The sequence below is a fragment of the Sporosarcina sp. FSL K6-1508 genome (genome assembly GCF_038007465.1).
Taxonomy (GTDB): Bacteria; Bacillota; Bacilli; order Bacillales_A; family Planococcaceae; genus Sporosarcina; species Sporosarcina psychrophila_B.
On the sequence record NZ_JBBOXF010000001.1, the window covers coordinates 325,630 to 349,859 of the forward strand.

Annotated in this window: 22 protein-coding genes; 1 reads left to right on the plus strand and 21 read right to left on the minus strand. The window is 45.3% G+C overall.

Features of this window, described 5'->3' with window-relative positions; translation table 11 throughout:
• Nucleotides 1-12: 12 nt before the first annotated feature.
• The 13 genes from MKZ11_RS01315 to MKZ11_RS01375 form a co-directional block, all read right to left on the minus strand.
• Nucleotides 13-516 (minus strand): manganese efflux pump MntP, encoded by a 504-nt coding sequence (locus MKZ11_RS01315; protein ID WP_340792267.1) that lies wholly within the window; start codon nt 514-516, stop codon nt 13-15.
• A gap of 68 nt (nt 517-584) precedes the next feature.
• The gene (locus tag MKZ11_RS01320) at nt 585-1,613 is read right to left on the minus strand and encodes an L-threonylcarbamoyladenylate synthase (RefSeq protein ID WP_340792268.1); all 1,029 of its coding nucleotides are present in this window, start codon (nt 1,611-1,613) and stop codon (nt 585-587) included.
• A 60-nt stretch (nt 1,614-1,673) separates the two neighbouring features.
• A complete protein-coding gene (locus MKZ11_RS01325; protein WP_340792269.1) occupies nt 1,674-2,231 on the minus strand; it encodes a stage II sporulation protein R in 558 nt (185 codons plus the stop codon).
• A gap of 44 nt (nt 2,232-2,275) precedes the next feature.
• Entirely contained in the window at nt 2,276-3,130 is an 855-nt protein-coding gene (prmC, locus tag MKZ11_RS01330) for a peptide chain release factor N(5)-glutamine methyltransferase (RefSeq protein WP_340792270.1), read from the minus strand.
• A complete protein-coding gene (gene prfA, locus MKZ11_RS01335; RefSeq protein WP_340792271.1) occupies nt 3,123-4,199 on the minus strand; it encodes a peptide chain release factor 1 in 1,077 nt (358 codons plus the stop codon). The genes prmC and prfA overlap by 8 nt, the downstream gene beginning before the upstream one ends.
• 258 nt (nt 4,200-4,457) lie before the next feature.
• Nucleotides 4,458-5,066: a thymidine kinase gene (locus MKZ11_RS01340; protein ID WP_340792272.1), complete on the minus strand. Its 609-nt coding sequence runs from the start codon at nt 5,064-5,066 to the stop codon at nt 4,458-4,460.
• A gap of 286 nt (nt 5,067-5,352) precedes the next feature.
• Complete coding sequence (gene rpmE / locus MKZ11_RS01345) at nt 5,353-5,583, minus strand: 50S ribosomal protein L31 (RefSeq protein ID WP_187045926.1); 231 nt, start codon at nt 5,581-5,583, stop codon at nt 5,353-5,355.
• A 416-nt stretch (nt 5,584-5,999) separates the two neighbouring features.
• Complete coding sequence (rho, locus tag MKZ11_RS01350) at nt 6,000-7,283, minus strand: transcription termination factor Rho (protein ID WP_340792273.1); 1,284 nt, start codon at nt 7,281-7,283, stop codon at nt 6,000-6,002.
• 165 nt (nt 7,284-7,448) lie between these two features.
• A complete protein-coding gene (gene glpX / locus MKZ11_RS01355; protein ID WP_340792274.1) occupies nt 7,449-8,414 on the minus strand; it encodes a class II fructose-bisphosphatase in 966 nt (321 codons plus the stop codon).
• Between the two features lie 85 nt (nt 8,415-8,499).
• On the minus strand, nt 8,500-9,777 hold the full coding sequence (locus MKZ11_RS01360; RefSeq protein WP_340792275.1) for a UDP-N-acetylglucosamine 1-carboxyvinyltransferase: 1,278 nt from the start codon (nt 9,775-9,777) through the stop codon (nt 8,500-8,502).
• Nucleotides 9,778-9,796: 19 nt separating this feature from the next.
• Nucleotides 9,797-10,444, minus strand: coding sequence for a fructose-6-phosphate aldolase (gene fsa / locus MKZ11_RS01365; protein ID WP_340792276.1), 648 nt, complete (start codon nt 10,442-10,444; stop codon nt 9,797-9,799).
• A gap of 163 nt (nt 10,445-10,607) precedes the next feature.
• Entirely contained in the window at nt 10,608-11,465 is an 858-nt protein-coding gene (locus MKZ11_RS01370; protein ID WP_340792277.1) for a class II fructose-bisphosphate aldolase, read from the minus strand.
• Between the two features lie 107 nt (nt 11,466-11,572).
• Nucleotides 11,573-11,932, minus strand: coding sequence for a response regulator (locus tag MKZ11_RS01375; protein WP_340792278.1), 360 nt, complete (start codon nt 11,930-11,932; stop codon nt 11,573-11,575).
• Between the two features lie 145 nt (nt 11,933-12,077).
• Here MKZ11_RS01375 and MKZ11_RS01380 point away from each other — a divergent pair, with 145 nt between their 5' ends.
• On the plus strand, nt 12,078-12,590 hold the full coding sequence (locus tag MKZ11_RS01380; RefSeq protein ID WP_340796880.1) for a DUF2529 family protein: 513 nt from the start codon (nt 12,078-12,080) through the stop codon (nt 12,588-12,590).
• A gap of 152 nt (nt 12,591-12,742) precedes the next feature.
• On the opposite strand, the gene MKZ11_RS01385 is transcribed toward MKZ11_RS01380, so the two are convergent.
• From MKZ11_RS01385 to MKZ11_RS01420, 8 genes are all read right to left on the minus strand, one after another.
• Nucleotides 12,743-14,338 carry a CTP synthase gene (locus MKZ11_RS01385; protein WP_340792279.1) on the minus strand — a complete coding sequence of 532 codons (1,596 nt, stop codon included), beginning with the start codon at nt 14,336-14,338 and terminating at the stop codon, nt 12,743-12,745.
• Between the two features lie 157 nt (nt 14,339-14,495).
• Nucleotides 14,496-15,092, minus strand: coding sequence for a DNA-directed RNA polymerase subunit delta (gene rpoE / locus MKZ11_RS01390; protein ID WP_340792280.1), 597 nt, complete (start codon nt 15,090-15,092; stop codon nt 14,496-14,498).
• A gap of 572 nt (nt 15,093-15,664) precedes the next feature.
• Nucleotides 15,665-18,922, minus strand: a complete 3,258-nt coding sequence (gene icmF, locus MKZ11_RS01395) for a fused isobutyryl-CoA mutase/GTPase IcmF (RefSeq protein WP_340792281.1) — start codon at nt 18,920-18,922, stop codon at nt 15,665-15,667.
• 34 nt (nt 18,923-18,956) lie between these two features.
• A complete protein-coding gene (locus tag MKZ11_RS01400; RefSeq protein WP_340796881.1) occupies nt 18,957-19,577 on the minus strand; it encodes a TetR/AcrR family transcriptional regulator in 621 nt (206 codons plus the stop codon).
• Between the two features lie 13 nt (nt 19,578-19,590).
• Nucleotides 19,591-20,730 carry an acyl-CoA dehydrogenase gene (locus MKZ11_RS01405; RefSeq protein ID WP_340792282.1) on the minus strand — a complete coding sequence of 380 codons (1,140 nt, stop codon included), beginning with the start codon at nt 20,728-20,730 and terminating at the stop codon, nt 19,591-19,593.
• A gap of 170 nt (nt 20,731-20,900) precedes the next feature.
• Entirely contained in the window at nt 20,901-22,037 is a 1,137-nt protein-coding gene (locus tag MKZ11_RS01410; RefSeq protein WP_340792283.1) for an acyl-CoA dehydrogenase, read from the minus strand.
• A 30-nt stretch (nt 22,038-22,067) separates the two neighbouring features.
• Nucleotides 22,068-22,919: a 3-hydroxybutyryl-CoA dehydrogenase gene (locus tag MKZ11_RS01415; RefSeq protein WP_340792284.1), complete on the minus strand. Its 852-nt coding sequence runs from the start codon at nt 22,917-22,919 to the stop codon at nt 22,068-22,070.
• A 17-nt stretch (nt 22,920-22,936) separates the two neighbouring features.
• Nucleotides 22,937-24,133, minus strand: a complete 1,197-nt coding sequence (locus tag MKZ11_RS01420) for an acetyl-CoA C-acetyltransferase (RefSeq protein ID WP_340796882.1) — start codon at nt 24,131-24,133, stop codon at nt 22,937-22,939.
• Between the last annotated feature and the right edge of the window lie 97 nt (nt 24,134-24,230).

Below are 24,230 nucleotides of genomic sequence, written 5' to 3' on the forward strand. Positions count from 1 at the left end.
GAACAGTCAATTTCAACTAAAACATGACAATATTCCTAATGTTAATAAAGCCAAACCTGCAATTGTCCTCAGTACTCTTCCATTTTTAAGACCAAAATGCCCTTTTATCCGAAGCGCTGCGTAAGAAAAGATGAAGGTAAATAATCCCGATGCTGCGATGAACAGCATTTTATCCATCTGAAGCATACCAAATGAAACACTCACCGAAAAGGCGTCGACACTTACAGCGAATGCAATGATAAAAGGAGAGGCCAGTCTTGACGGAGAGCCCGATGTATTATCTTGTAACAGCATATGTATACCGATTAAACTAAGCATTACGCCTGATAATATACTGCTCCAGACTGTGAATATATGCGCAGACAACTCTCCTGTTATAAAGCCAAGAAACGGGAATGCCATATTAAGAAAAGACGTCCAAAGTGCCAATATAAACTTCCCTTTTTTAACTTGCAGAAAAGAATAGATGACTAAAACATCTAAAGTTGTAACACCAGCTGCGAACAATTCTGCCAAAATAAAACCTCCCCAATACCGTATCAGTCCATCCTATGCGGTATTTAGGGAGGTCATTCGTATTAGGATCAGTCTTTATAGTGTTTTCCTTCGGCAGCTTTCATTAATCTGTTCATGACGGCGGCACCTACTCCAGCTAAGTTCGTTTTGACGGCGAGAATGATGTCTGCAACCGTCAAATCACATTCTCGAAGCGCACCGTATAAATTTGTTGCCATTGCTTCACTGTTGCCAGCCGGGCCTATTGCAAAATACCAATCCACTGCTGGAACGTCCAGTTCATCCGGACCGATAAGAGCCACTTTCTTTCCTTCCGCATGAAGCGCATCAATCGCACTGCGAATTTTTTGTGCGTCGTCATCAATGATGTAAACAGGAGCTTCGGGTGCATAATGCAAATACTTCATGCCCGGAGAACGAGGCGCTTGTTCACCAGGTGATTTGCTGTCTGCTATGACGTTGCCAATGACGCTTTCAATCATTTCTTGCGTCGTACCGCCCGGACGCAAAATAGTCGGTGGGACTGAAGTCATATCCAGAACGGTCGATTCAACACCAACACCAGTCTGTCCACCGTCCAGAATGAGTGGAATAAGTCCTTCAAGATCTTTAAAAACGTGAGCTGCTTCTGTCGGACTCGGTTTCCCGCTCCGATTGGCGCTGGGTGCAGCAAGTGGTTTGCCAAGTGCCCGCAGAAGCCCTAATGCAACCGGGTGATCGGGCATTCGGACACCGACTGTTTCAACGCCAGGTGTTACATTTTGTGCAATGATACCAGGTAATTTGTGGAAAACTAACGTAAGCGGGCCAGGCCAAAACGTATCCATCAGTTTTTCCGCGTCTGCGTTAACACCTGTTACATAGTTATACACTTCTTCTTTATTGCCAATATGTACGATAAGTGGATTGTCGGAAGGTCTCCCTTTCGCTTCGAAGATTTGCTGTACGGCGTGCTGGTCAGTTGCAAGAGCACCCAAACCGTACACCGTCTCCGTAGGAAAAGCGACGACGCCGCCGTTTTTCAATATATCCACAGCCTGTTTATATTTTTTTTCGTTATCCAGAAAGTTATCCACTGAAACCAATTTTGTTTCCATGAGTTAATCCCCCACTTATACACATTTTCTATTATTTATCCACAGATGTAGTTGATAACTTTATGCAAATAGCCCTTTTATCCACTCCCAGACGAAAAAAGTGACTTTTTCCTCTTCTTCTTCTTTCTCATCCGGAAAACAGATTTTCGGGAATAGTGCACACCACCAGTTATCTCCGCGTCCGCTGCCAATTGTCAAAATGTAGGCGTCATATGTTGCTTGCGGGTGAACGAAGAGTCCCGAACGCTTGGGCGGAAACAATGCCGCCTTCCGCTCAAGCGATATGGCGGTTCCGTTTGACTTCGACTTGGCTATTTCGATGATTGTACTTTCGAGCGCTGCCAAGTTATCCCCAAGTTCCTTTTTCGTCTTTGAACTATTGACCGCATTTTCGATGAGCGGTTGGATTTCATGTTGAATAGCTATTTTCACCCTTTGATCAGCAGGCGTATCGGAATGAGCAAGCAGCCTGAAACGAATCGTATCATCTTCCTCTGCCGCCGTTGTAAATAGCGAGACAAGAGCCTGAATCATGATAAGTATGATGATGAATTCAATATAAGGCACCAATTTTTGAATTATAGTTTTCGTTCTATTAATCTCATAGTCTTGTAACATGTCTATCCCCTCCTACTCTGCATTGTTGCCAGAGTAGGAGGGATTTATTCACGAGTCTCGCAAAATATCATTCGATCTTTTCCATTAATATCTTTTACCGTTTCAACTATAGCTTCCGGGAATGAGTCTTTGAACAACTTATGCACAGCCGGTCCTTGCATATAGCCGATTTCAACTGCGATGAGGGAAGGCTTGTTCATAAGAGGCGGCAAGTTTTCGGCAAGTTTCCGATAAAAGTATAGTCCGTCTTCATCCGCGAATAGAGCGTTGTGCGGTTCGTGATCGAGAACGATGCCTGACATCAGAGTCGCTTCTTCATGCGCGATATAGGGCGGATTTGATAACACAACGTCCCATTTTTCCTGTGCAATGGGTGCAGTGAGGTCACCTTGAAGAAAATTGACATTCGCGCCGTTCGCTTTTGCATTGCCCTTCGCGATTGCAAGCGCCCCTTCACTGATATCCGTTGCAGTAACGCTAGCTTCGGGCCATTCTTTTTTGATTGAAATCGCGATTGCGCCGCTACCCGTTCCGATATCGGCGATGCTAATCTTTTTAGTGGCGAAGAGTTTTTCACTTCGTTCAAGTGCACCGTAAACGAGTTCTTCCGTTTCTGGGCGCGGAATAAGAACATTTTCATCAACTTTGAAGATGTAGCCGTAAAAACTTTCTTCACCGATGACATATTGAACAGGTTTCCCTTCGAGCAGTTCAGTGGTTTTATCCCAAAAGCTTTTGTGCTGGGCAGCCGTAAGCGGTTCGCGCAAATCAGCAAGTAAAGAAGCCCTGGACTTGTTTGTGATGAATTCCATGAGAAGTTGCGCCGCATTCGGTTCATGCCCTTTTTTTTCTAATAAAGAAGAAGCCCGCTGGAGAGCTTCATAAATTTTTTCAGTCATTGCGATCCAAGCTTTCCAGGCGATATGCCTGTTCTTCTAGAATAAGTGCATCGATGACATCATCGAGTTTTCCTTCGATAATTTGATCGAGTTTCTGAATGGTCAAGCCTATACGGTGATCGGTCACCCTGTTTTGTGGGAAGTTGTATGTGCGTATCCGCTCTGAACGGTCACCTGTACCGACTGCTGATTTTCTTTTTTCATCGTACTCGTCTTGTATTTCACGTGTGAATTTATCGGAAACACGCGCCCGTAATACTTTCATTGCTTTTTCTTTATTTTTGATTTGCGATTTTTCATCTTGAATCGAGACGGTGATACCAGTTGGAAGATGTGTCAATCGGACAGCGGACATCGTTGTGTTGACCGATTGGCCTCCAGGACCTGATGATGCATAGGTATCTGTTCGTATATCTTTTTCATGGATGACAATTTCAACTTCTTCCGCTTCAGGAAGGCATGCGACGGTCGCTGTCGACGTATGCGTACGCCCGCCGGATTCAGTTTCCGGTACCCGTTGCACGCGGTGTGCCCCGTTTTCATATTTCAATTTCGAGTAGGCGCCTGTTCCATTTATCAGGAAAATAATTTCTTTAAAGCCGCCGAGTTCTGTCGGGGATGAATCCAACACTTCAACTTTCCAATGATTCATTTCCGCATAGCGGCTGTACATGCGGAATAAGCTACCGGCGAATAGCGCCGCCTCATCACCGCCTGCTGCCCCCCGAATTTCCATGATGACGTTTTTATTATCGTTCGGATCTTTCGGCACAAGCAATATTTTCAGTTTTTCCTCAAATGACTCAATACTATCTTCAAGCTCGGATACTTCCATTTTGACGAGTTCTTTCATGTCATCGTCAAGATGTTCGTTCAGCATTTCTTTAGCGTTTTTAAGTTCCGTTTTTGCACTTTTATAGCCACGATACGTTTCGACTTTTTCCTGCAAACCGGATTGTTCTATTGAATACTCGCGAAGCTTTGTCATATCACTTACTACCGCTGGATCACTGAGCATTTCATTCAGATGATCATATCGGTCTTCTACTGCTTGTAACCTTTCAAACATTGTGGACACCTCATTTTCAGGACTGTTTTGTACGTTTATTGTACGTGAATTTGCTTGGTAAATACAGTTATTTCACTGCTGCTGACGTTCTTGGGCAGTTGGATGAAGTTCAGTGGAAATGTGATTAACTTGTCAACGTCTTTGCAGAAGGTGACAACGTTTCAGTAAAAGTAGACAGCGCCTCCAAGAAACCTATCACCACCCGCTAGTCAACTAAAAAGCCCGCCCGGTTCTCTGCCGGACGGGCCATAATTGTGATTATCCTTTTGCAATTGCTGCAGCCGCCGTTACACCTTTTGGCACTTCATGATGCTTGCGGCATCGTGGTTCGTAGGCTTCTGAGGCACCTACCAGGATGATAGGATCATCATAGCCGGCAGGTATGCCGTTAATGAGCCGTTGTGTTCTGCTCGAAGGCGAGCCGCATACCGTGCAGACAGCTTGCAGTTTCGTTACGTGTTCGGCAACTGCCATAAGACGAGGCATCGGTCCGAATGGTTCGCCGCGGAAATCCTGATCAAGTCCTGCGACGATAACACGGAATCCGCGATTTGCCAATTCCATCACCACGTCGACGATACCTTCGTCAAAAAATTGAGCTTCGTCGATAGCGATGACGTCATAATCATCGGTAACAAACTGCTCAATATGATTTGAGTTGGCGATAGGATTTGCGATAACAGTTGTCCCATTATGGCTGACGACGGCTTCTTCGCTGAAACGATCATCGATTTCCGGTTTAAATACCACGATTTTCTGTTTGGCAAACTGCGATCGTCTAATCCGCCTGATTAATTCCTCAGACTTCCCCGAAAACATACTGCCGCAAATGACTTCTATCCAACCGCCTTGCATAGCTGCGTACATGTTGTATCTCCTTCCAATTGCATATATAGAGTAATTTCTTTATTGTCAGTGGACTATCTATCATACCCGAAAAGATGACGAATTTAACGTCTTTTATTTCGGGCCTGAATATGTTATGTAGAGTTTCCCACAAGAATGAAAGTATAAGTGCCTGTTCTGAGGCTCGGAGTCTGGACATGAGATTTTAACATCCGCACGTTATCCACAGGGCAAGAATTTTATAATTTCCTGTTCAAAAAGAAATACCCGCCCGGCGCATGTGCACCTGACGGGTATCCTGAAGACCTTACTCTTGGCCTTCTTCTTCGCGGCCTTCTTCTTTGAGACCATATTTTTTGTTGAAGCGGTCGACACGTCCGTCCGCTTGAGCAAATTTCTGGCGTCCAGTGTAGAATGGGTGGCATTCCGAACAAACTTCAATTCGGATGTCTTCTCTTACAGAACCTGTTTCAAATGTGTTACCACATGAACAAGTAACAGTTGCTACTTTATAAGCTGGATGAATTGCTGCTTTCATCAATCTCTCTCCCTTCGCCCTGAACCATCTGGTACAGAGTTATATTATAAGACTGATGCCTTACACGGTCCGTGTTCGTCAACCGCATATGCACGCAGATAGTACTCAAGTTACTTCAAATATTATATCAAGTTTTAGTGTCATATGCAACTATTTTAATTAGATACTGTATACAGTGAGTTATTAAATCACATTGAATTCGCTACGGCGCTTGGGGATGCCTCCCCCCCTAAGCGAGGGTACTGAAAAAGTACGATTTCCTTCAATCCCGTTGATTTCCGTTCCGAGCGGACGCGTTCCTGTGGGGTCTTCAGCTCGTGCTGTTCCCGCTGGAGTCGCCGCTCTCCACTACAATTAACTAGTTCTTACTATAAAAAAGAAATTTTTCAGTGGCTTTTTCTATAAGCTAGACTCTCTTACAGAAGCCCTTTACCGTTACGATGGGCTTTCATCTCTTCATTTAGTTTGTCGAAGAACTCTTCGTTTGTTTTTGTCAGACGCAACTTTTTCAGGAAGCGTTCTGCAAAGTCATGCGAGTCGGAAAATGTTTTGCGGATGGCCCATAACTTTTCAAGCTGGTCAGCGGGAATGAGTAACTCTTCTTTCCGTGTACCTGAGCGGCGTATGTCGAGCGCCGGGAAGATCCGTCGTTCTGCAAGGTTGCGGTCAAGATGCAATTCCATATTGCCCGTTCCTTTGAATTCTTCGTAGATGACCTCATCCATGCGTGAGCCTGTGTCGATCAAAGCCGTCGCAAGAATGGTCAAGCTTCCGCCTTCTTCAAGATTACGTGCTGCTCCGAAGAATCGTTTCGGACGGTGGAATGCAGCCGGGTCGATACCACCGGACAGCGTGCGTCCGCTTGATGGAATGACAAGGTTATAAGCACGCGCAAGTCGCGTGATGGAATCCATAAGAATGATAACATCGCGTTTATGTTCTACCAGTCGCATCGCCCGTTCCAAGACGAGTTCCGCCACTTTTACATGGTTTTCCGGCAGTTCATCGAATGTTGAACTGACGACGTCGGCCTTGACAGACCTTTCGATGTCAGTCACTTCTTCTGGTCTTTCATCGATCAGCAGAACGATTAGTTCCGCTTCAGGATGGTTCCGTGTAATGGAATTTGCGATTTCCTTCAACAACAATGTTTTCCCCGCTTTTGGCGGAGCAGCAATGAGCCCACGCTGACCGAATCCGACCGGCGAAATCAGGTCCATAATACGTGTCGACAATTTAAACGGATCCACTTCCAGTTTGATATGGCGGTCTGGATAGAGCGGTGTAAGCGCCGGGAAATGCACGCGTTCACGGGCTACTTCGGGATCTTCGCCATTTACTGCTTCAACTTGCAATAGACCGTAATAACGTTCAGATTCCTTTGGAGGACGGACTTTTCCACTCACTTTATCACCATTCCGCAAATCGAATCGGCGGATTTGTGAAGCGGATATATAGATATCTTCCGAACTCGGTGAATAGTTGATTGGACGAAGGAAGCCATAACCCTCAGATTGGATAATTTCAAGGACACCTTCCATGAAAAAGTAGCCTTCCTGTTCAGCCCTTGATTTCAATATGGAAAAAATGAGTTCCTTTTTTGTAAGTTTGCTGTAATAGGCAATTTTGTATTCTTTGGCAAGGGCATATAACTCTTTTAAGATCATATTCTCCAACGCCGATATTGTTAGCACTGTCATCTTTCGCACCACTCTTTAGGTTTAATGGGTTAAATTTTTGAGGTTAATCTAGGAAGGTAGTTCATAATGATGTATCCGGAAGCCCACTTTGCGCAGGCTTCCGGATACATATAGGTCTTCCTGTACGAGCGAAGATGCCCGATTTGCACCGGGCGATGAGCTCTATCAGTCTTGCATGACGAGCAGAGGTTTTTTCTCCATGCTGTGTCGGCCTTCAACAAAACGAATTGTGCCTGACTTTGAACGCATGACTAATGAGTGTGTTTCGCTATAACCGCCTTTAAACTGGACGCCGCGAAGAAGTTCTCCGTCTGTTACACCAGTTGCAGCGAATATCGCGTCGTCGCCTTTAACGAGGTCGTCCATGTAAAGCACTTTATCGACATCGATGCCCATTTTGATGCAACGCTCACGTTCTGCATCATTCGAAGGTACGAGACGACCTTGAATTTCACCGCCAAGGCATTTCAGTCCAACTGCAGCGATAACGCCTTCTGGTGCTCCGCCGAGTCCGAATAGAATGTCCACTCCGGTTTCATCGAAGGCAGTATTAATTGCTGCCGCAACGTCTCCGTCATTGATAAGCTTGATACGTGCGCCTGCAGCCCGGATTTCTTCGATAATAGCTGTGTGACGCTCCCTGTTAAGGACAGTTGCAACTATGTCTCCGATATCTTTGTTTTTAGCCTTGGCAACAGCCATTAGGTTTTCCGTCACGGATGCATCGATATCGACTTTACCAACCGCTTCAGGACCGACAGCGATTTTGTTCATATACATATCCGGTGCATGTAGCAAATTCCCTTTATCCGCAATCGCAATGACTGCGAGTGCGTTCCAGCCACCTGCTGCAACAATATTTGTTCCTTCAAGCGGGTCAACAGCGACATCCACTTCAGGACCTGATCCGGTTCCTAGCTCTTCACCAATATAAAGCATTGGTGCTTCATCCATTTCCCCTTCACCTATTACAACAACCCCTTGCATCGGGATTGTGTCAAATACCGTACGCATTGCTGTTGTTGCGGCGTCATCCGCCTCATTTTTCAAACCGCGACCCATCCAGCGTGAAGCTGATACTGCCGCCGCTTCTGTGACACGAACTAATTCCATCGATAAACTGCGTTCCATTTGTGTTCCTCCTGATGTATGGGTAACCCCATAAGTTTTGCCACTCTGATTAATTATAACATAATCATTTCTTGCGCTTTGCTGTTCATTCGCCCACGATTGCTTCTTTCGAAACCGACACTTTCCGGATATCCGCCCCAATTCCTTGAAGTTTTTCGATGAGGGAACCATATCCGCGCTCGATATGTTGAATTTCTTGTACTTCCGTCACTCCGTCTGCAATGAGTCCCGCTAGAACAAGCGCTGCCCCGGCGCGAAGGTCGGATGCTCGTACCGTTGCTGCTTGAAGCGGCGTTGGCCCAGCCAAAATCGCTGACCGTCCTTCGACACGCGCATCGGCATTCATTCTTGTAAGTTCATCGATTTGTTTAAATCTGGCCGAATAAACCGTATCCGTAATGACGGAAGGTCCAGCTGCTTGTGTCAGCAATACGGAAAATGGTTGTTGAAGATCCGTCGGAAAACCTGGATAAACAAGCGTTTTTACATCGACAGCCTGCAGATTTCTCGATTTCGGAATGAAAATTTGTTCTTCACCTTCAACAATATCAACGCCCATTTCACGAAGTTTTGCTGTAAGTGCCTCAACATGGAACGGGATGACATTGTCGATTGTAATGCCATCGCCCGCTGCTGCAGCCATAATCATGAAAGTGCCAGCTTCAATTCGATCGGGAATAATCGTATGTTTTGTACCGTGGAGTTTTTCCACGCCATCTATTCGAATGACATTCGTTCCTGCGCCCTTAATTTTCGCACCCATATTGGACAGCAGTGTAGCGACGTCAATGATTTCAGGTTCTTTTGCCGCATTCTCGATTGTCGTACGACCTGTTGCGAGAACTGCAGCAAGCATAATATTAATAGTCGCGCCAACACTAATAACGTCCAAATAAATTTTTGCGCCGCGTAATTCATCGGCACGCAAATAGATGGCGCCATGTTCGTTGGTCACTTTTGCACCAAGCGCTTCGAAACCTTTAATATGCTGATCAATCGGCCTCGGCCCTAGATGACAACCGCCTGGCAGACCGATAACCGCATTTTTAAATCTGCCCAGCATTGCGCCCATCATATAATAAGATGCACGAAGTTTTTTTACATTGCCGTTTGGAAGCGGCATCGAAATCATTTCTGTTGGATCAATCGTCATCGTTCCTTTATTAAACTCAACTTTCCCACCTATATCTTCAAGCAGTGCCTGAAGGGTAGATACATCAGAAATTTCCGGAAGTCCTTCGATCGTGACGGGAGAATCAGCCAGAATAGAAGCAGGAATAAGTGCAACTGCACTGTTTTTAGCACCACTTACCTTAATTGACCCTTGTAATGGTTTGCCGCCTGTTATTTTATAAACGTCCATATTACTCTCCTTCGATGCCTTACTTGTTCTTTCTTGTTTCCCAGTCTGCAAGAAACGCTTCGATTCCTTTATCTGTAAGTGGATGCTTGAATAGTTGTGTCAACACATTGAAAGGTGTCGTTGCAATATCCGCTCCGCTAAGTGCAGCGTCTGTGATATGTTGCGGGCTGCGAATGGATGCAACAATGATTTCTGTTTTGATATTGTGGATTGAGAAGATGTCAGCAATCGTAGAGACCAAAGCCATGCCATCTTGTCCAATGTCATCGAGTCTTCCGAGGAATGGAGAAACATATGTTGCTCCTGCACGCGCTGCAAGAAGGGCCTGATTTGCGCTGAAGATAAGTGTAATGTTTGTTTTAATGCCCTCTTGTGAGAAGACCGAACAAGCTTTTAATCCTTCAGGTGTCATTGGCAATTTCACTGTAATATTTGGTGCGATTTTTGCCAGTTCGCGTCCTTCTGCAATCATGCCTTCTGCATCAAGTGCGATGACTTCAGCACTGACAGAACCAGGGACAAGCGCTGCAATTTCTCTCAATCTATCATGGAACGGAACATCTTCTTTTGCAACAAGTGATGGATTTGTTGTTACTCCTGATAGTATGCCCCAACTATGCGCTTCTTTGATTTCTTCAAAATTCGCTGTATCGATAAAAAATTTCATGAATGAATTCCTCCTTAGGTAAATGGACGCTTTGTGAATAGTTATATGGAAAGCTCGATTCATATCGCTGCATGCTCGCAAAGCAAATGTGCATATACGAAAGCTTCAAAAGAAGGAGAATACATCAGTGCTGATGCTTCTCCTCTTTTTTAATGTCTTATAATTAAGCTTTTTGTGAACTGCCGAATTCACGCATTTTGCCGATAACCGTTTTTTTGATGGCATCGCGCATTGGCGTCAAGAATTTACGGGGATCGTAAACTTCAGAGTCTGCCGCAAGTGTATCGCGGACAGCTTTGGTTCCTTGAATTTGGTTTTCTGTATTGACGTTAATTTTCGAAGTTCCAAGTGAAATAGCTCGTTGAATGTCTTTTGTCGGGATGCCTGTTCCGCCGTGCAAAACGAGTGGCAAGTCGGATTGGCTTGAAATTTCTTCCATCTCCTTGAATCCTAGGTTCGGTTCCCCTTTATACGGGCCGTGGACCGATCCAAGTGCAGGTGCAAGGCAGTCAATTCCTGATTTATCAACAAGTTCTTTACATTCTGCCGGGTCTGCATAGATAACCCCGTCAGCAATGATATCGTCTTCCTGGCCGCCGACGACACCCAACTCCGCTTCTACTGAAACGCCGCGTTCATGCGCGTAATCAACAACACTTTTCGTAATTTCAATATTTTCCGCAAGCGGTTTCGATGAAGCATCAATCATGACGGAAGTGAAACCTGCGTCAATCGCTTCTTTGCATTTTTCGAAGCTTGAACCATGATCCAAATGAATTGCGACAGGAACGGTGATCTGATAGTCATGTAAAAGACCTTTCACGATGTTGACAACTGTCGTGAAACCACCCATATAACGTGCTGCGCCTTCAGACACACCAAGAATGACAGGTGATTGTTCTTCCTGTGCAGCCTGCAAAATTGCCTGCGTGTATTCAAGGTTGTTCAAGTTGAACTGACCGATTGCGTACCCTTCTTTTTTCCCTTTAATCATCATTTCTTTCATGGAAACGAGCGTCATGCGAATTCCTCCTCAGGATATTGAAATCAATAGTATGAATGTTAATACCTCTTATATACCTCTATTATCATAACAAAAACAGACAGTGTTTACCACTGCCTGCTTTGTCAATTTTCAAACATCGCAATCACTGCATCACGGACCTCATAAATATCGAATGGCTTCGTGAAGTATTTTACGGCTCCGGTTTTCAGCGCATCTTCGGTCAATTCGATTTCTCCATACGCTGTCATCATGATGACCGGGACTTCTGGCCAACCGATTTTTAATCTTTTTAGAACTTCCAGACCATCGATGCCCGGCATTTTCATATCGAGCAAGACGCAGCCAGGAGTTTCCTGCTCTACTGCCTTAAGTGCTTCCATTCCATTTGCCGCGAGGGTTATTTTGAATCCTTCCCGGCGAAACACTTCATCCAGCAATAGCCGAATTCCTTTTTGGTCATCTACGATTAAAAGACTTTTCAATCCCCATCCCTCTTCCCGCAAAACCCATGTTGTATAACTACTTATTAGACAAATAACATGGATACCCTTCTTTTTTAATAAGATTTTGTCTTTTGCTTTCCATGCTCCCTCTTCTTATAATGAGGTGGAGGTGGTAATTGTGAAAATGTTAACAACGCAAATCGGCGGACTTCTTCAGCGCATCTCAGGAAACGGTGAAGAGTCGATTGAAGAGACAGCCCGGCTTCTCGCCCAAGCGGTAATCGGTGAAGGGCGTGTCATTATTGCTGGCTTCGGCGAAATGGAGGCGGTTACTTTTACCGCATTACACGGTGCCGAGTTGCTTAGCGGCGCTGTTCGTTATGAGTTTGATATGGAGTTTACAACAGCCGACCGAATTTGGCTGTTAACGAGGTCTGCGGCGGATGAGCCCGCGCTCGAACTTGCACGGCAGCTCGCTGGACGCTTTATCCCATTTGCTGCACTTGCTGCTGAAAAGCCCGTTGTTGATAATGAACTCGCAGATTTAGCTTATACGTATATATCAACTGGTCTTACACGCGGTTTGTTGCCTGGCGACGATGGCGAACGAATTGTTCAACCGCACGCGCTTGCCGCGTTGTTTGTTTATGAAGCTGTAAAGCTCGCTTATGATGAAATGATCTCGGAAGAGGATTGAAAAAAGCTGCAGATGAGCGGGATTTCCCATGCATCTGCAGCTTTTATTAGTTGGATATGATCGGTCTGGCAGCTGTATTGATCGGTTTGCTGCTTGATATGATCGGTTTAGCCGCAGGTACGATCGGTCCAACTGTTTACAGCTAGGGTATTTTATTCTTTTCCTGCAATTACCGCTTTGATGAACTCACGGAATAGCGGTTGCGGGCGAGTTGGGCGTGATGCGAATTCCGGATGGAATGAAACACCGATGAAAAATGGGTGATCTTCCAACTCGATGATTTCAACAAGCTGATCATTCGGGCTTATGCCTGAAAGAGTCATGCCTGCCGCCTCGAATTGCTCGCGGTATTCATTGTTAAATTCATAGCGGTTACGGTGACGTTCGTAAATTAGTTCTTCGCCATAAGATTCGCGCGCTTTTGTTCCTTCTTTTAATTTACATGGATAGGCGCCAAGTCGGAAATAGTCTTCAGGGTTGCCATTGCTTTCAGGCGGACTCTCGATGATTTGATTTTCCGTGTCTTTATCGAATTCAACTGAATGGGCGTTTTTAATCCCCATAACATTGCGTGCGTATTCCACTGCTGCCAATTGCATGCCTAGGCTGATTCCGAAAAATGGAACGCCGCTTGTACGTGCATATGTGATCGCTTCAATTTTACCATCAATACCGCGTTCTCCAAACCCAGCAGGAACGAGGATTCCGTCGACATCCGATAAAAACTCAGCTGCATTTTGTGCGGTCACTTCTTCTGAATTAATCCACTTCATTTCGATGTCTGTATCGAAGCTGTAACCTGCGTGACGGAGTGCTTCCACTGCGGAAATGTAAGCATCTTGCATCTCAACATACTTCCCGACAAGTCCAATACGAACTGTTTTCGAAAGGTTTTTCACTTTATTTACAAGTGCTTCTATTTCCGTCATATCAGGTTCAATCGTTTCAAGACCTAGGAAATCAACGACGATTTTATCCATATTCTGTTCATGTAATCTTAGTGGAACTTCATAAAGCGATTCAGCATCAAGCGCCTCAATCACCTCTTCAGGTTTGATGCTACTAAATAATGCTATTTTATCCTTCATATCCTGTGGAACTGGATGTTCACTACGGACAACGATTAAATTCGGCTGGATTCCAAGACCCCGTAATTCTTTGACGCTATGCTGTGTTGGTTTCGTTTTTAGTTCACCGGCCGCTGAAAGGTAGGGAATTAGTGTGTTATGGATGTACATGACATCATTTTTGCCAAGATCTGTTTTCATCTGACGAAGTGCTTCTAGGTATGGTAGGGATTCGATGTCGCCGACACTGCCACCAATTTCTGTAATAACTACGTCCGCGTTCGTTTCTTTTCCAGCGCGTTTGATAAGGTTTTTGATTTCATTTGTAATGTGGGGAATGACTTGGACAGTCGCCCCATTATATTCACCGCGACGTTCTTTTTTCAGTACAGATGAATACACTTTACCCATCGTAACGTTCGAAAACTTGTTCAATTTAATATCGATAAAGCGTTCATAATGACCGAGGTCTAGATCCGTTTCTGCTCCATCTTCTGTAACGAATACTTCACCATGCTGCAGAGGGCTCATCATTCGTGGGTCAACGTTAATGTATGGATCGAACTTTTGGTTTGTCACTTGAAGTCCCCGGCTTTTCAAAAGTCTTCCAAGTGATGCCGCGTTGATTCCTTTACCAAGTGATGAGACAACACCACCGGTTACAAAAATATATTTTGTCATGTTAAACTCCTCCATTCATCTTTTTTATTCTAATAAACAACGAAAAAAGCGCCCCGTCTGTAGTGTTTTTCTACAGGAGGAGCGCATATACACTGGTTCTTGTCCTTTTAAGGAGCCCAGTAAAATCTTATAGTGCCGGACGCGTGAAGTCAAGTAATTATTCCTCGATTTCGTCCTCTTCTAACTCATCTTCTTCGTCCTCTTCGTCATCAAGTTCAAGATCCGCATCATCCGGAATGATTTCAAGGTCATCGTCAGGTTCAAGAAGATCTACTTCAATCTCAACAACTTCCTCTTCTTCATCCTCATCGTCGTCGTCCTCGTCATCATCGTCGTCGTCTTCATCGATTAATTCATCGAATTCTTCGTCGAACAACTCATCCTCGTCGTCCTCATCGTCTTCAATGATATCTTCATCATCAAGTACCACTTTTTTCTTTTTCTTTTTCTTGCGTACTTTTACGACAGGAGCTGTTTCCACTTCGATTTGATCGACCGGATACCATTCGCGAAGTCCCCAGCGGTTGTCATTGATGGCAAGGAATCTTCCATCGATGTTCATGTCCGTGTAGAACTGTTGCAGTTTGGCTCTCATAACTCGTTCAGTCATACCATTCAGTTTACGGATTGCATCCATCAGCTGGAGCAATGTTAACGGCTCTTTTCTTTCAGCTAAAACCGCATAAGCGATGTCGATCATTGATTCTTCTATCAGTTGCTCTTTTGTCATTTCACGGATATTCAATAAACGCACGTCCTTTCTATAAAAACAAGCATACTTATCATTATAAACAATGCAGTCGGGAATATGCTACAATCTTTTACTCTTTTTGAAATGCCGAAGTTCTTTCACACAAATAAAAATCAAATAAGCTCCAGTAAGTAAAAAAGGGATTGCACCTAAACCTTTATCATATAGTAGAAAAGTAAGTGTGGCAAGGATGGCAAGGATCAAAATATGCAGATACAATTTCACACCGACACCTCATCCCAGTCATTCCTTCTATAATTATTATACGTGGTTATAACAACCAATATCCATTAAAAAGAAAAGTTTTGTTACTACTTACATGTTTTTATACGTAAAAGACATGAAAATCCGTGCTAAACCGAAGTTCGCACGGATTTTAAGTCTATGGTAGGTAGTTCATGCAGCAGGGTTGGAATGAACTGCATCCCAACTTATTGTCGCATGAGGCCAGATGCTCAGGTCATAAGCCAGCCCACCTAAGAAGAAATGAGCTGCATCCTTCCCGGGCAAAGGGCGCCGCTTCGCCTGTCCGTCTTATGCTTGTCGCATCTTAACGGCCGCTTCCGCATTTCTTATTACATATTCCTGCGGTATTGTCCGCCTACTTCATACAAGGCGTTGGTGATTTGTCCGAGGCTTGCTACTCTTACAGTTTCCATTAGTTCAGCGAAAATGTTGCCGCCTGATACTGCTGTTTCTTTTAGTTTCTTTAGAGCTTCTTCGGTTTGATTGGCATGTTGACTTTTGAATGCACGCAGGTTGAGAATTTGTGTTTCTTTCTCTTCTTTTGTTGCACGCGCGATTTCCATGTTATCGACGTCTTCTGAAGATGGCGGATTTGGATTCAGGTACGTGTTCACGCCAATGATCGGCAACTCGCCTGAATGTTTTTTCATTTCATAGTGCATCGATTCTTCTTGGATTTTACCGCGTTGGTACTGTGTTTCCATTGAGCCGAGTACGCCGCCGCGGTCGTTTAGGCTTTCGAACTCTCGCAAGACCATTTCTTCGACGAGGTCCGTTAATTCGTCGACAATGAATGCTCCTTGAAGTGGATTTTCATTTTTTGACAAGCCATGTTCTTTCGTAATAATCATTTGGATGGCCATCGCGCGGCGGACTGATTCTTCCGTCGGTGTTGTAATTGCTTCGTCGTAGGCATTCGTATGAAGCGAGTTACAGTTATCTTGCAATGCCATAAGCGCCTGCAACGTTGTGCGGATATCGTTGAAATCAATTTCTTGTGCGTGCAAGCTGCGTCCTGATGTTTGGACATGGTACTTCAGCTTTTGGCTACGATCGTTGGCGCCGTATTTCTCACGCATTGTGACTGCCCAAATGCGGCGCGCCACCCGGCCGATAACCGTATATTCCGGATCAAGCCCGTTCGAGAAGAAGAATGATAAGTTCGGAGCGAAATCATCGATATTCATCCCACGGCTCAAGTAATATTCTACATATGTGAAACCGTTTGACAGAGTGAATGCCAGTTGTGAAATCGGGTTTGCGCCTGCTTCCGCGATATGATAACCCGAAATCGACACAGAGTAATAATTACGTACTTTTTGGTCGATGAAGTATTGCTGGATATCCCCCATCATACGCAGTGCGAATTCCGTCGAGAAGATGCATGTATTCTGTCCTTGGTCTTCTTTAAGGATATCTGCTTGCACTGTGCCGCGGACTGATTGAAGCGTTCCTTCTTTAACTTCGATGAATTCTTCAACCGTCAAAGCGCGACCAAGTTTTTCCTCATTGATGCGTACTTGCTGATCGATCGCGGTATTCATGAACATCGCAAGTATAATCGGAGCCGGACCGTTAATCGTCATGGAAACAGACGTTGCCGGTGCACACAGGTCGAAACCTTCATAAAGCTTTTTCATGTCTTCCAGTGTACAGATGCTGACGCCGGATTCCCCGACTTTTCCGTAAATATCTGGGCGTTCATCTGGATCTTCTCCATATAATGTTACTGAGTCAAATGCTGTTGATAGGCGTTTCGCATCGTCATCTTTCGATAGATAATGGAATCGGCGATTTGTTCGTTCCGGCGTTCCTTCTCCGGCAAATTGTCGTTTTGGATCTTCGCCTTCGCGTTTGAATGGGAATACGCCAGCTGTATATGGATAGGATCCCGGGACGTTTTCTTTATAAACCCAGCGAAGAATTTCTCCGTAATCTTTGAATTTCGGCAACGCGACTTTCGGGATTTTCAATCCTGAAAGACTAGTAGTGGTCAAAGCGGTGCGCAGTTCTTTATCGCGAACTTTTGTGATGAATTCATCACCCGCATAAGCTTCTTTCAACTTCTCCCAGTTTGCAAGAATACGTTTTGATTCTGGTGTCAATTCTTCTTTAATGCCATCCGCAAGAGATTGCAGTGAAGTGATAAGTGCATCGTCCGGTGCTTGTTCGTTGACCGTCTGAATGGCCCCTTCAAGCTGGAATAATTTGCGCGCAAGGGCTTCCTGGACAATGGATTTTTTATGGTAGCCACGGACCGTGTCTGAGATTTCACGCAAGTATTGCTGACGGTCGTTCGGGATGATGACGTTTTGTTTTTGTGTTTTGACGAACTGTCCGTAAGACGTTTCCCAGTCGAGGCCGCATTTCTCGTTCAATACGGAAACGAGTGCTGCAAAGAGCGAATTCGTTCCTTTGTCGTTGAACTGGCTTGCGATTGTTCCATATACCGGCATCTCACCAAGTTCTTTATCCCATAGGAGATGGCTGCGCTGATACTGTTTTTGCACTTGGCGCAATGCATCTTCGGAACCTTTACGTTCGAATTTATTGATAACAATCAGGTCTGCGAAATCAATCATGTCAATCTTCTCAAGTTGGGTCGGCGCTCCGAATTCGCTTGTCATGACATACATTGAAGCATCAGATACTTCCGTAATTTCTGCATCCCCTTGCCCAATTCCACTTGTTTCAACAACGATGAGGTCGAAACCGGCTGTTTTCACGATATCAATCACGTCTCTAATGGCTCCGGAAAGTTCTGATCGAGAACCCCGCGTTGCCAGACTTCGCATGAATACACGTTTGTTGAAGATGGCATTCATACGGATACGGTCGCCCAGTAATGCCCCGCCCGTTTTTTGTTTCGTTGGGTCAATTGATAGGATTGCCACTCTTTTTTCAGGGAGCTCATGAAGGAATCTGCGAATTAATTCGTCAGTAAGCGAACTTTTCCCCGCTCCGCCTGTTCCTGTAATTCCGAGAACGGGTGTGTTTTTAGAAAGTGTACGTGCTTTTTCAACGACTGCAGTTGCTTGCGCATCGTCCTTACCATACATTTCTTCCACGTACGTAATGACATTCGCAAGTACTTCCGGCTGATCAGCCGTCACTTTTTCAAGTGTTTCCATTTCATTGTCAGTTGCTGTGAGGTAATCGCATTGTTCCATCATCCGGTTAATCATCCCTTGAAGGCCCATTTTACGCCCATCCTCCGGTGAGAAAATCCATGTAATTCCGTAGTCATGCAACTCTTTTATTTCTTTCGGGATGATGACTCCGCCGCCGCCTGCGTATATGCGGATATGCGGTGCCCCTTTTTCCTGAAGAAGGTCATACATATATTTAAAGTACTCAACATGCCCGCCTTGGTAGGAAGACATGGCAATTGCTTGGACGTCCTCCTGAATTGCCGCGTTGACGACTTCTTCGACAGAACGGTTATGCCCCAAGTGAATTACTTCTGCGCCGCTCGCTTGCATAATACGGCGCATAATATTGATGGAAGCGTCATGACCATCAAAAAGACTCGACGCTGTAACGAACCGAATATGGTGTTTCGGTTTATAAATCTCAACTGTTGCCATATGTGGAACACCCCTTTTTGCATTAATGAACGTTTTACCCAATTACCCCTTTAAAAAGTTGGTCTGTTTGAACACGTATATAGGTTTCTATCGTATAACTTCTATGCAATGCCCATCTGCGAAATGCCCACATCTGCCCTTGAACGACGATATGATGTGCTGCGATGCCGACTTCATCTTCTGAAATGCGCAGTTCCCCCGACTTTGCACACATTTCTAAAAGATTTTCAAACAAAGCGACCATTTCCATTTCTTTTTTCAACACGTATTGCAATGCATCTTTTGGTAGCGATTTTGATTCTTGGTACATGACCAGAAATTCGTCCGACATATCGTCAATCAAATGATAATACTGATTAATGGCCACTCGCAGTCCATCCACTGTCCCTTCTTGGATAGGCAGGGCGGAAAGACGGTCATGCACTTCGTTATAAATACTGTCACAGACGAGATAAAGCACATCTTCCTTTGTACGAATATATTCATAAAGCGTTCCGATGCTGAAGCCCGCTGCTTTCGCAATTTCACGGGTGGTTGCCCGGTGGAACCCTTTCTCTTTAAAAAGGTTCACCGCGCCCCGGATCATCTGTTCACGCCGTTTTTCAATCAGGTTTTCATCTTTGACAGACGATTTCACTTCTCGTTTCGTCACTATCATCCACCCCCGCTTATTTCGTCAGCATTCGGGAGATGACGAGACGTTGAATTTCTTGTGTCCCTTCGTATATCTGCGTAATTTTTGCATCACGCATAAAGCGCTCAACCGGATAGTCTTTTGTATATCCGTAGCCGCCGAATACTTGGACTGCATCTGTCGTTACTCTCATTGCTGTATCTCCAGCCATTAACTTAGCCATTGCAGACGCTTTACCATACGGCAAGTTGTTCGACTCAAGCCAAGCCGCCTGATACGTCAACAATCTTGAAGCCTCTGTAGCTGTCGCCATATCTGCCAGTTTGAAGCCGATTCCTTGATTTGCAGCGATCGGTTTACCGAACTGAACGCGCTCTTTCGCATAGTCGACGGATGCGTCAAGTGCTCCTTGCGCAATCCCGACCGCTTGTGCAGCAATTCCATTACGGCCTCCATCGAGTGTTTTCATTGCGATGATGAATCCTTGCCCTTCTTCGCCAAGTAGATTTTCTTTTGGTACACGGCAGTTGTCGAACATGATTTCAGTTGTAGGCGACGAACGAATGCCTAGTTTGCGCTCTTTTTTCCCGACTGAGAAACCTAGGAAGTCTTTTTCTACGATGAATGCACTTGTTCCTTTATGTTTTGACTCTGGATCAGTGACCGCGAAGACGATGTAAATATCAGCAATGCCGCCGTTTGTAATGAAAATCTTGGAACCGTTCAAGACGTAGTCGTCCCCGTCCAGTTTTGCTGTTGTGCGCATGCCGCCTGCATCAGAGCCAGAACTTGGCTCCGTTAGACCATACGCACCCATTTTCGTTCCCTCCGCCATTGGACGAAGGTATTGCTGTTTCTGCTCTTCCGTTCCATAGTTGAATACCGGCCAGCCCGCTAAAGAGGTGTGCGCAGAAAGCGTGACACCTGTCGACGCGCAGACGCGTGACAGTTCTTCTACAGCGATACAGTAAGCGAGGAAGTCACTGCCGATGCCGCCGTACTCTTCCGGCCAAGGAATACCCGTCAGGCCAAGTTCCGCCATTTTCTTGAAGATTTCCATGTCGAAGCGTTCTTCTTCATCGCGTTCCGCTGCTGTTGGTGCGACTTCATTTTCTGCAAAGTCGCGTACCATTTTACGGATCATTTCGTGTTCTTCGGATAGTTTAAAGTTCATTTGGTTTCCCACCTTACGTATATTGTTTGGGTGACAGTCACCCGTACTTTCGTGTTTATTCAAACAAACATGTTTGTTTGAACTTTCGTGTTTGTGTCGAAGTTGTAGGGGTGACTGTCACCCCTACAACTTCGACGGGCACCCTACCATCTTCTAGCGAAATATGTACATCACTTCATGAGGTGTTTGCTAATCACAATGCGCTGAATTTCGCTTGTTCCTTCGTAAATTTCCGTTACTTTTGCGTCACGGAAATAACGTTCGACCGGGTAATCTTCTGTGTAGCCGTAGCCGCCGAATACTTGGACTGCTTCAATCGACCCATCGACTGCCGCTTTGGAAGCAAACAGCTTGGCCATCGATGCTTCTTTTCCACAAGGAAGACCTTCTGCGCGGAGTTGTGCAGCGCGGTAGACGAGCAGTTTTGCTCCTTCGACCGCGGTTGCCATATCCGCAAGTTTAAATCCTACGCCTTGCTGAGCAGCAATTGGTTTGCCGAACTGGACACGGTCTTTTGCATAACCTGTTGCTGCTTCAAGTGAAGCTTCTGCAATACCGAGTGCTTGAGCAGCGATGCCTATGCGACCGACGTCAAGGTTCGCCATTGCGATTTTGAATCCACCGTTTTCTTCACCGAGTAAATTTTCTGCCGGTACTTTCATTTGATCGAACGACAGCTCTACTGTTCTTGAGCCGTGAAGTCCCATTTTCCGTTCATCTTTCCCGATTACAAGTCCAGGTGTGTCTTTATCAACGATGAACGCCGAAATTCCGTATGTCCCTTTAGAGGGTTCTGTGGATGCGAATACAATGTAGACATCCGCTTCGCCACCGTTGGTAATAAACATTTTAGAGCCGTTAAGCACATAATGATCATCTTTTTTGACTGCACGTGTTTTAAGTGAGCCTGCGTCAGAACCAGATGATGCTTCTGTCAGGCAGAAAGCACCGAGGTATTCGCCGCTTGCCAATTTCGGGAGGTAACGATTTTTTTGGCTCTCGTTACCGAAATACATAATTGGGTTTGTACCGACTGATGTATGAACGGAAAGAATGACACCAACAACGGCGCTTACTTTCGACAGCTCATGGATGGCGCTAATATATGAGATGAAATCCATGCCCGCCCCACCATATTCTTCTGGGACAGTAATGCCCATCAAACCGAGCCCGCCCATTTTCTTTAAAATTTCACGTGGGAATTCCCCAGCTTCCATACGTGGAATGAACGGTTCGATTTCAGTCTTCGCAAAATTCTGTACCATGTCGCGCATCATCTGCTGTTCTTCGGTGAATGTTAAATCCATTATGATTTCCCCTTTAAATGTAAGCGTTAGTTATTCGTAAACGTAGAATCCTCGGCCTGACTTCTTCCCTAACCAGCCTGCTTTTACATATTTCCTAAGCAGTGGACATGGACGGTATTTCGAATCGCCAAATCCTTCGTGTAGCGTTTCCATAATATATAGACATGTATCGAGTCCAATGAAATCTGCGAGTTGAAGCGGCCCCATTGGGTGATTCATGCCGAGTTTCATGACTTCGTCAATCGCATGTTCTGTTGCGACACCTTCATAAAGCGTGTAGATCGCTTCGTTAATCATCGGCATCAGGATACGGTTTGCGACAAAGCCTGGAAAGTCATTCACTTCAACAGGTGTTTTAGACAACTTCACCGTCATCTCTTCGACTGCTTTGTATACTTCGTCAGCCGTTGCAAGTCCTCGAATGATTTCAACAAGTTTCATAACCGGAACCGGGTTCATGAAGTGCATGCCAATCACTTTTTCAGGACGTTTTGTCGCTGCTGCGATTTCCGTAATAGGAAGTGAAGATGTATTGGATGCAAGAATTGCGTGCTGTGGTGCAATTTCATCTAGCTTCGCAAAAATGGATTTTTTGACGTCCATATTTTCGACAGCTGCTTCGATGACAATATCAGCGTCCGATGCATCTTGCAGATCGAGTGACTTCGTTATGCGGCCGAGAGTGGCGGATTTTTCCTCTTCCGTCATGCGCCCTTTTTCGACATTACGGGACAGGTTCTTCGTGATAACCGCAAGCCCTCTAGTATATGATTCTTCTTTTATATCATTCAGTTTCACGTCAAAACCGGCTTGTGCACAGACTTGAGCAATGCCTCCGCCCATCTGTCCCGCCCCGATGACCATTATTTTTCTAATTTCCATTGTTTAACGCCTCCAGATCATTCCGATTTTGCTACTTCTATCATAATTGCGTCGCCTTGGCCTCCACCCGAACAGATTGCTGCGATGCCAATACCACCGCCTTGGCGTTTCAGTTCATGCGCCAATGTTAGGATAATCCGTGCTCCGCTGGCACCGATCGGGTGACCAAGTGCTACTGCACCGCCATTGACATTCACTTTTTCAGAATCCAATCCCGCAATTTGTGAACTAGCGAGAGCGACTGCTGCAAATGCTTCATTAATTTCAAACAGTTTTATATCTTCTAGATTTCTACCAGTCTTTTTAAGCAGCGCGTTAATGACAAGCCCAGGTGTTTGCGGGAAATTTTCAGGTTCAATAGCCACTTCTGCGTGACCAATAATGACTGCTAATGGTGTTTTTCCTTCTTTTAGCGCACGCTCTTCATTCATCAACACAAGTGCACATGCTCCGTCATTTACGCCTGGTGCGTTTCCTGCCGTTATTGTGCCGTCTTTGCCGAATGCCGGTCGCAATTTCGCCAGTGATTCGAGCGATGTGTCGCGGCGCGGTGCTTCATCCGTATCGACTAATACTGGATCCCCTTTACGCTGCGGAATTTCGACCGGGACGATTTCATCTGCGAACAATCCCGAGTCAATTGCTTTGAGCGCACGTTCGTGGCTACGAAGCGACCATTCGTCCTGCGCAGCGCGCGTCAGTGAAAATTCTTCTGCCGTCGAATTTCCATATGTCCCCATATGAACGCGGTCGGGTGAGAATGAACAGGACAGTCCATCGTAAATCATCCCGTCTACTAGTTCTGTGTCGCCCATTTTTAATCCGAATCTGCCTTTTGGTAAATAGTAAGGCGCATTGGACATGGATTCCATACCGCCCGCAACGATGACTTCTTCATCTCCAAGACGGATTAACTGATCGCCAAGTGTGACGCTGCGCATTCCCGATGCACATACTTTGTTGACAGTTTCGGTTTTCACGGACCACGGAAGTCCCCCTTTTATCGCTGCTTGTCTGGAAGGTATTTGTCCTTGGCCCGCCTGTAATACTGTTCCGATGATGACTTCATCGACTTCGTCTGCTTTCACGCCTGCACGATTTAATGCATCATTGATGACAATTCCGCCAAGATCGCTTGCTGTCAGTGTTTTTAACGCGCCACCTAATTTTGCGAAAGGTGTGCGTGCCCCATTTACTATGACCGTTCTTCCCATTTCCATCGCCCCTTTGTTAACTATTGATAACGCTTTCATTTTTAGATATATAGTGCCCGCTGCGATCACAATTTGACTGTCCTGAATTATGGTTGTA

Excerpts from the sequence above, each read along its gene's own strand:
- glpX (WP_340792274.1), bottom strand. The coding sequence starts at position 8,414 with ATGGAACGCAGTTTATCGATGGAATTAGTTCGTGTCACAGAAGCGGCG.
- icmF (WP_340792281.1), bottom strand. The coding sequence starts at position 18,922 with ATGGCAACAGTTGAGATTTATAAACCGAAACACCATATTCGGTTCGTT.
- rho (WP_340792273.1), bottom strand. The coding sequence starts at position 7,283 with ATGACAGTGCTAACAATATCGGCGTTGGAGAATATGATCTTAAAAGAG.
- fsa (WP_340792276.1), bottom strand. The coding sequence starts at position 10,444 with ATGAAATTTTTTATCGATACAGCGAATTTTGAAGAAATCAAAGAAGCG.
- rpmE (WP_187045926.1), bottom strand. The coding sequence starts at position 5,583 with ATGAAAGCAGCAATTCATCCAGCTTATAAAGTAGCAACTGTTACTTGT.
- MKZ11_RS01320 (WP_340792268.1), bottom strand. The coding sequence starts at position 1,613 with ATGGAAACAAAATTGGTTTCAGTGGATAACTTTCTGGATAACGAAAAA.
- MKZ11_RS01360 (WP_340792275.1), bottom strand. The coding sequence starts at position 9,777 with ATGGACGTTTATAAAATAACAGGCGGCAAACCATTACAAGGGTCAATT.
- MKZ11_RS01385 (WP_340792279.1), bottom strand. The coding sequence starts at position 14,338 with ATGACAAAATATATTTTTGTAACCGGTGGTGTTGTCTCATCACTTGGT.
- MKZ11_RS01380 (WP_340796880.1), top strand. The coding sequence starts at position 12,078 with ATGTTAACAACGCAAATCGGCGGACTTCTTCAGCGCATCTCAGGAAAC.
- MKZ11_RS01340 (WP_340792272.1), bottom strand. The coding sequence starts at position 5,066 with ATGTACGCAGCTATGCAAGGCGGTTGGATAGAAGTCATTTGCGGCAGT.
- prmC (WP_340792270.1), bottom strand. The coding sequence starts at position 3,130 with ATGACTGAAAAAATTTATGAAGCTCTCCAGCGGGCTTCTTCTTTATTA.
- MKZ11_RS01415 (WP_340792284.1), bottom strand. The coding sequence starts at position 22,919 with ATGGAAATTAGAAAAATAATGGTCATCGGGGCGGGACAGATGGGCGGA.
- prfA (WP_340792271.1), bottom strand. The coding sequence starts at position 4,199 with ATGTTTGAAAGGTTACAAGCAGTAGAAGACCGATATGATCATCTGAAT.
- MKZ11_RS01405 (WP_340792282.1), bottom strand. The coding sequence starts at position 20,730 with ATGAACTTTAAACTATCCGAAGAACACGAAATGATCCGTAAAATGGTA.
- MKZ11_RS01370 (WP_340792277.1), bottom strand. The coding sequence starts at position 11,465 with ATGACGCTCGTTTCCATGAAAGAAATGATGATTAAAGGGAAAAAAGAA.
- MKZ11_RS01420 (WP_340796882.1), bottom strand. The coding sequence starts at position 24,133 with ATGGGAAGAACGGTCATAGTAAATGGGGCACGCACACCTTTCGCAAAA.
- MKZ11_RS01410 (WP_340792283.1), bottom strand. The coding sequence starts at position 22,037 with ATGGATTTAACATTCACCGAAGAACAGCAGATGATGCGCGACATGGTA.
- MKZ11_RS01325 (WP_340792269.1), bottom strand. The coding sequence starts at position 2,231 with ATGTTACAAGACTATGAGATTAATAGAACGAAAACTATAATTCAAAAA.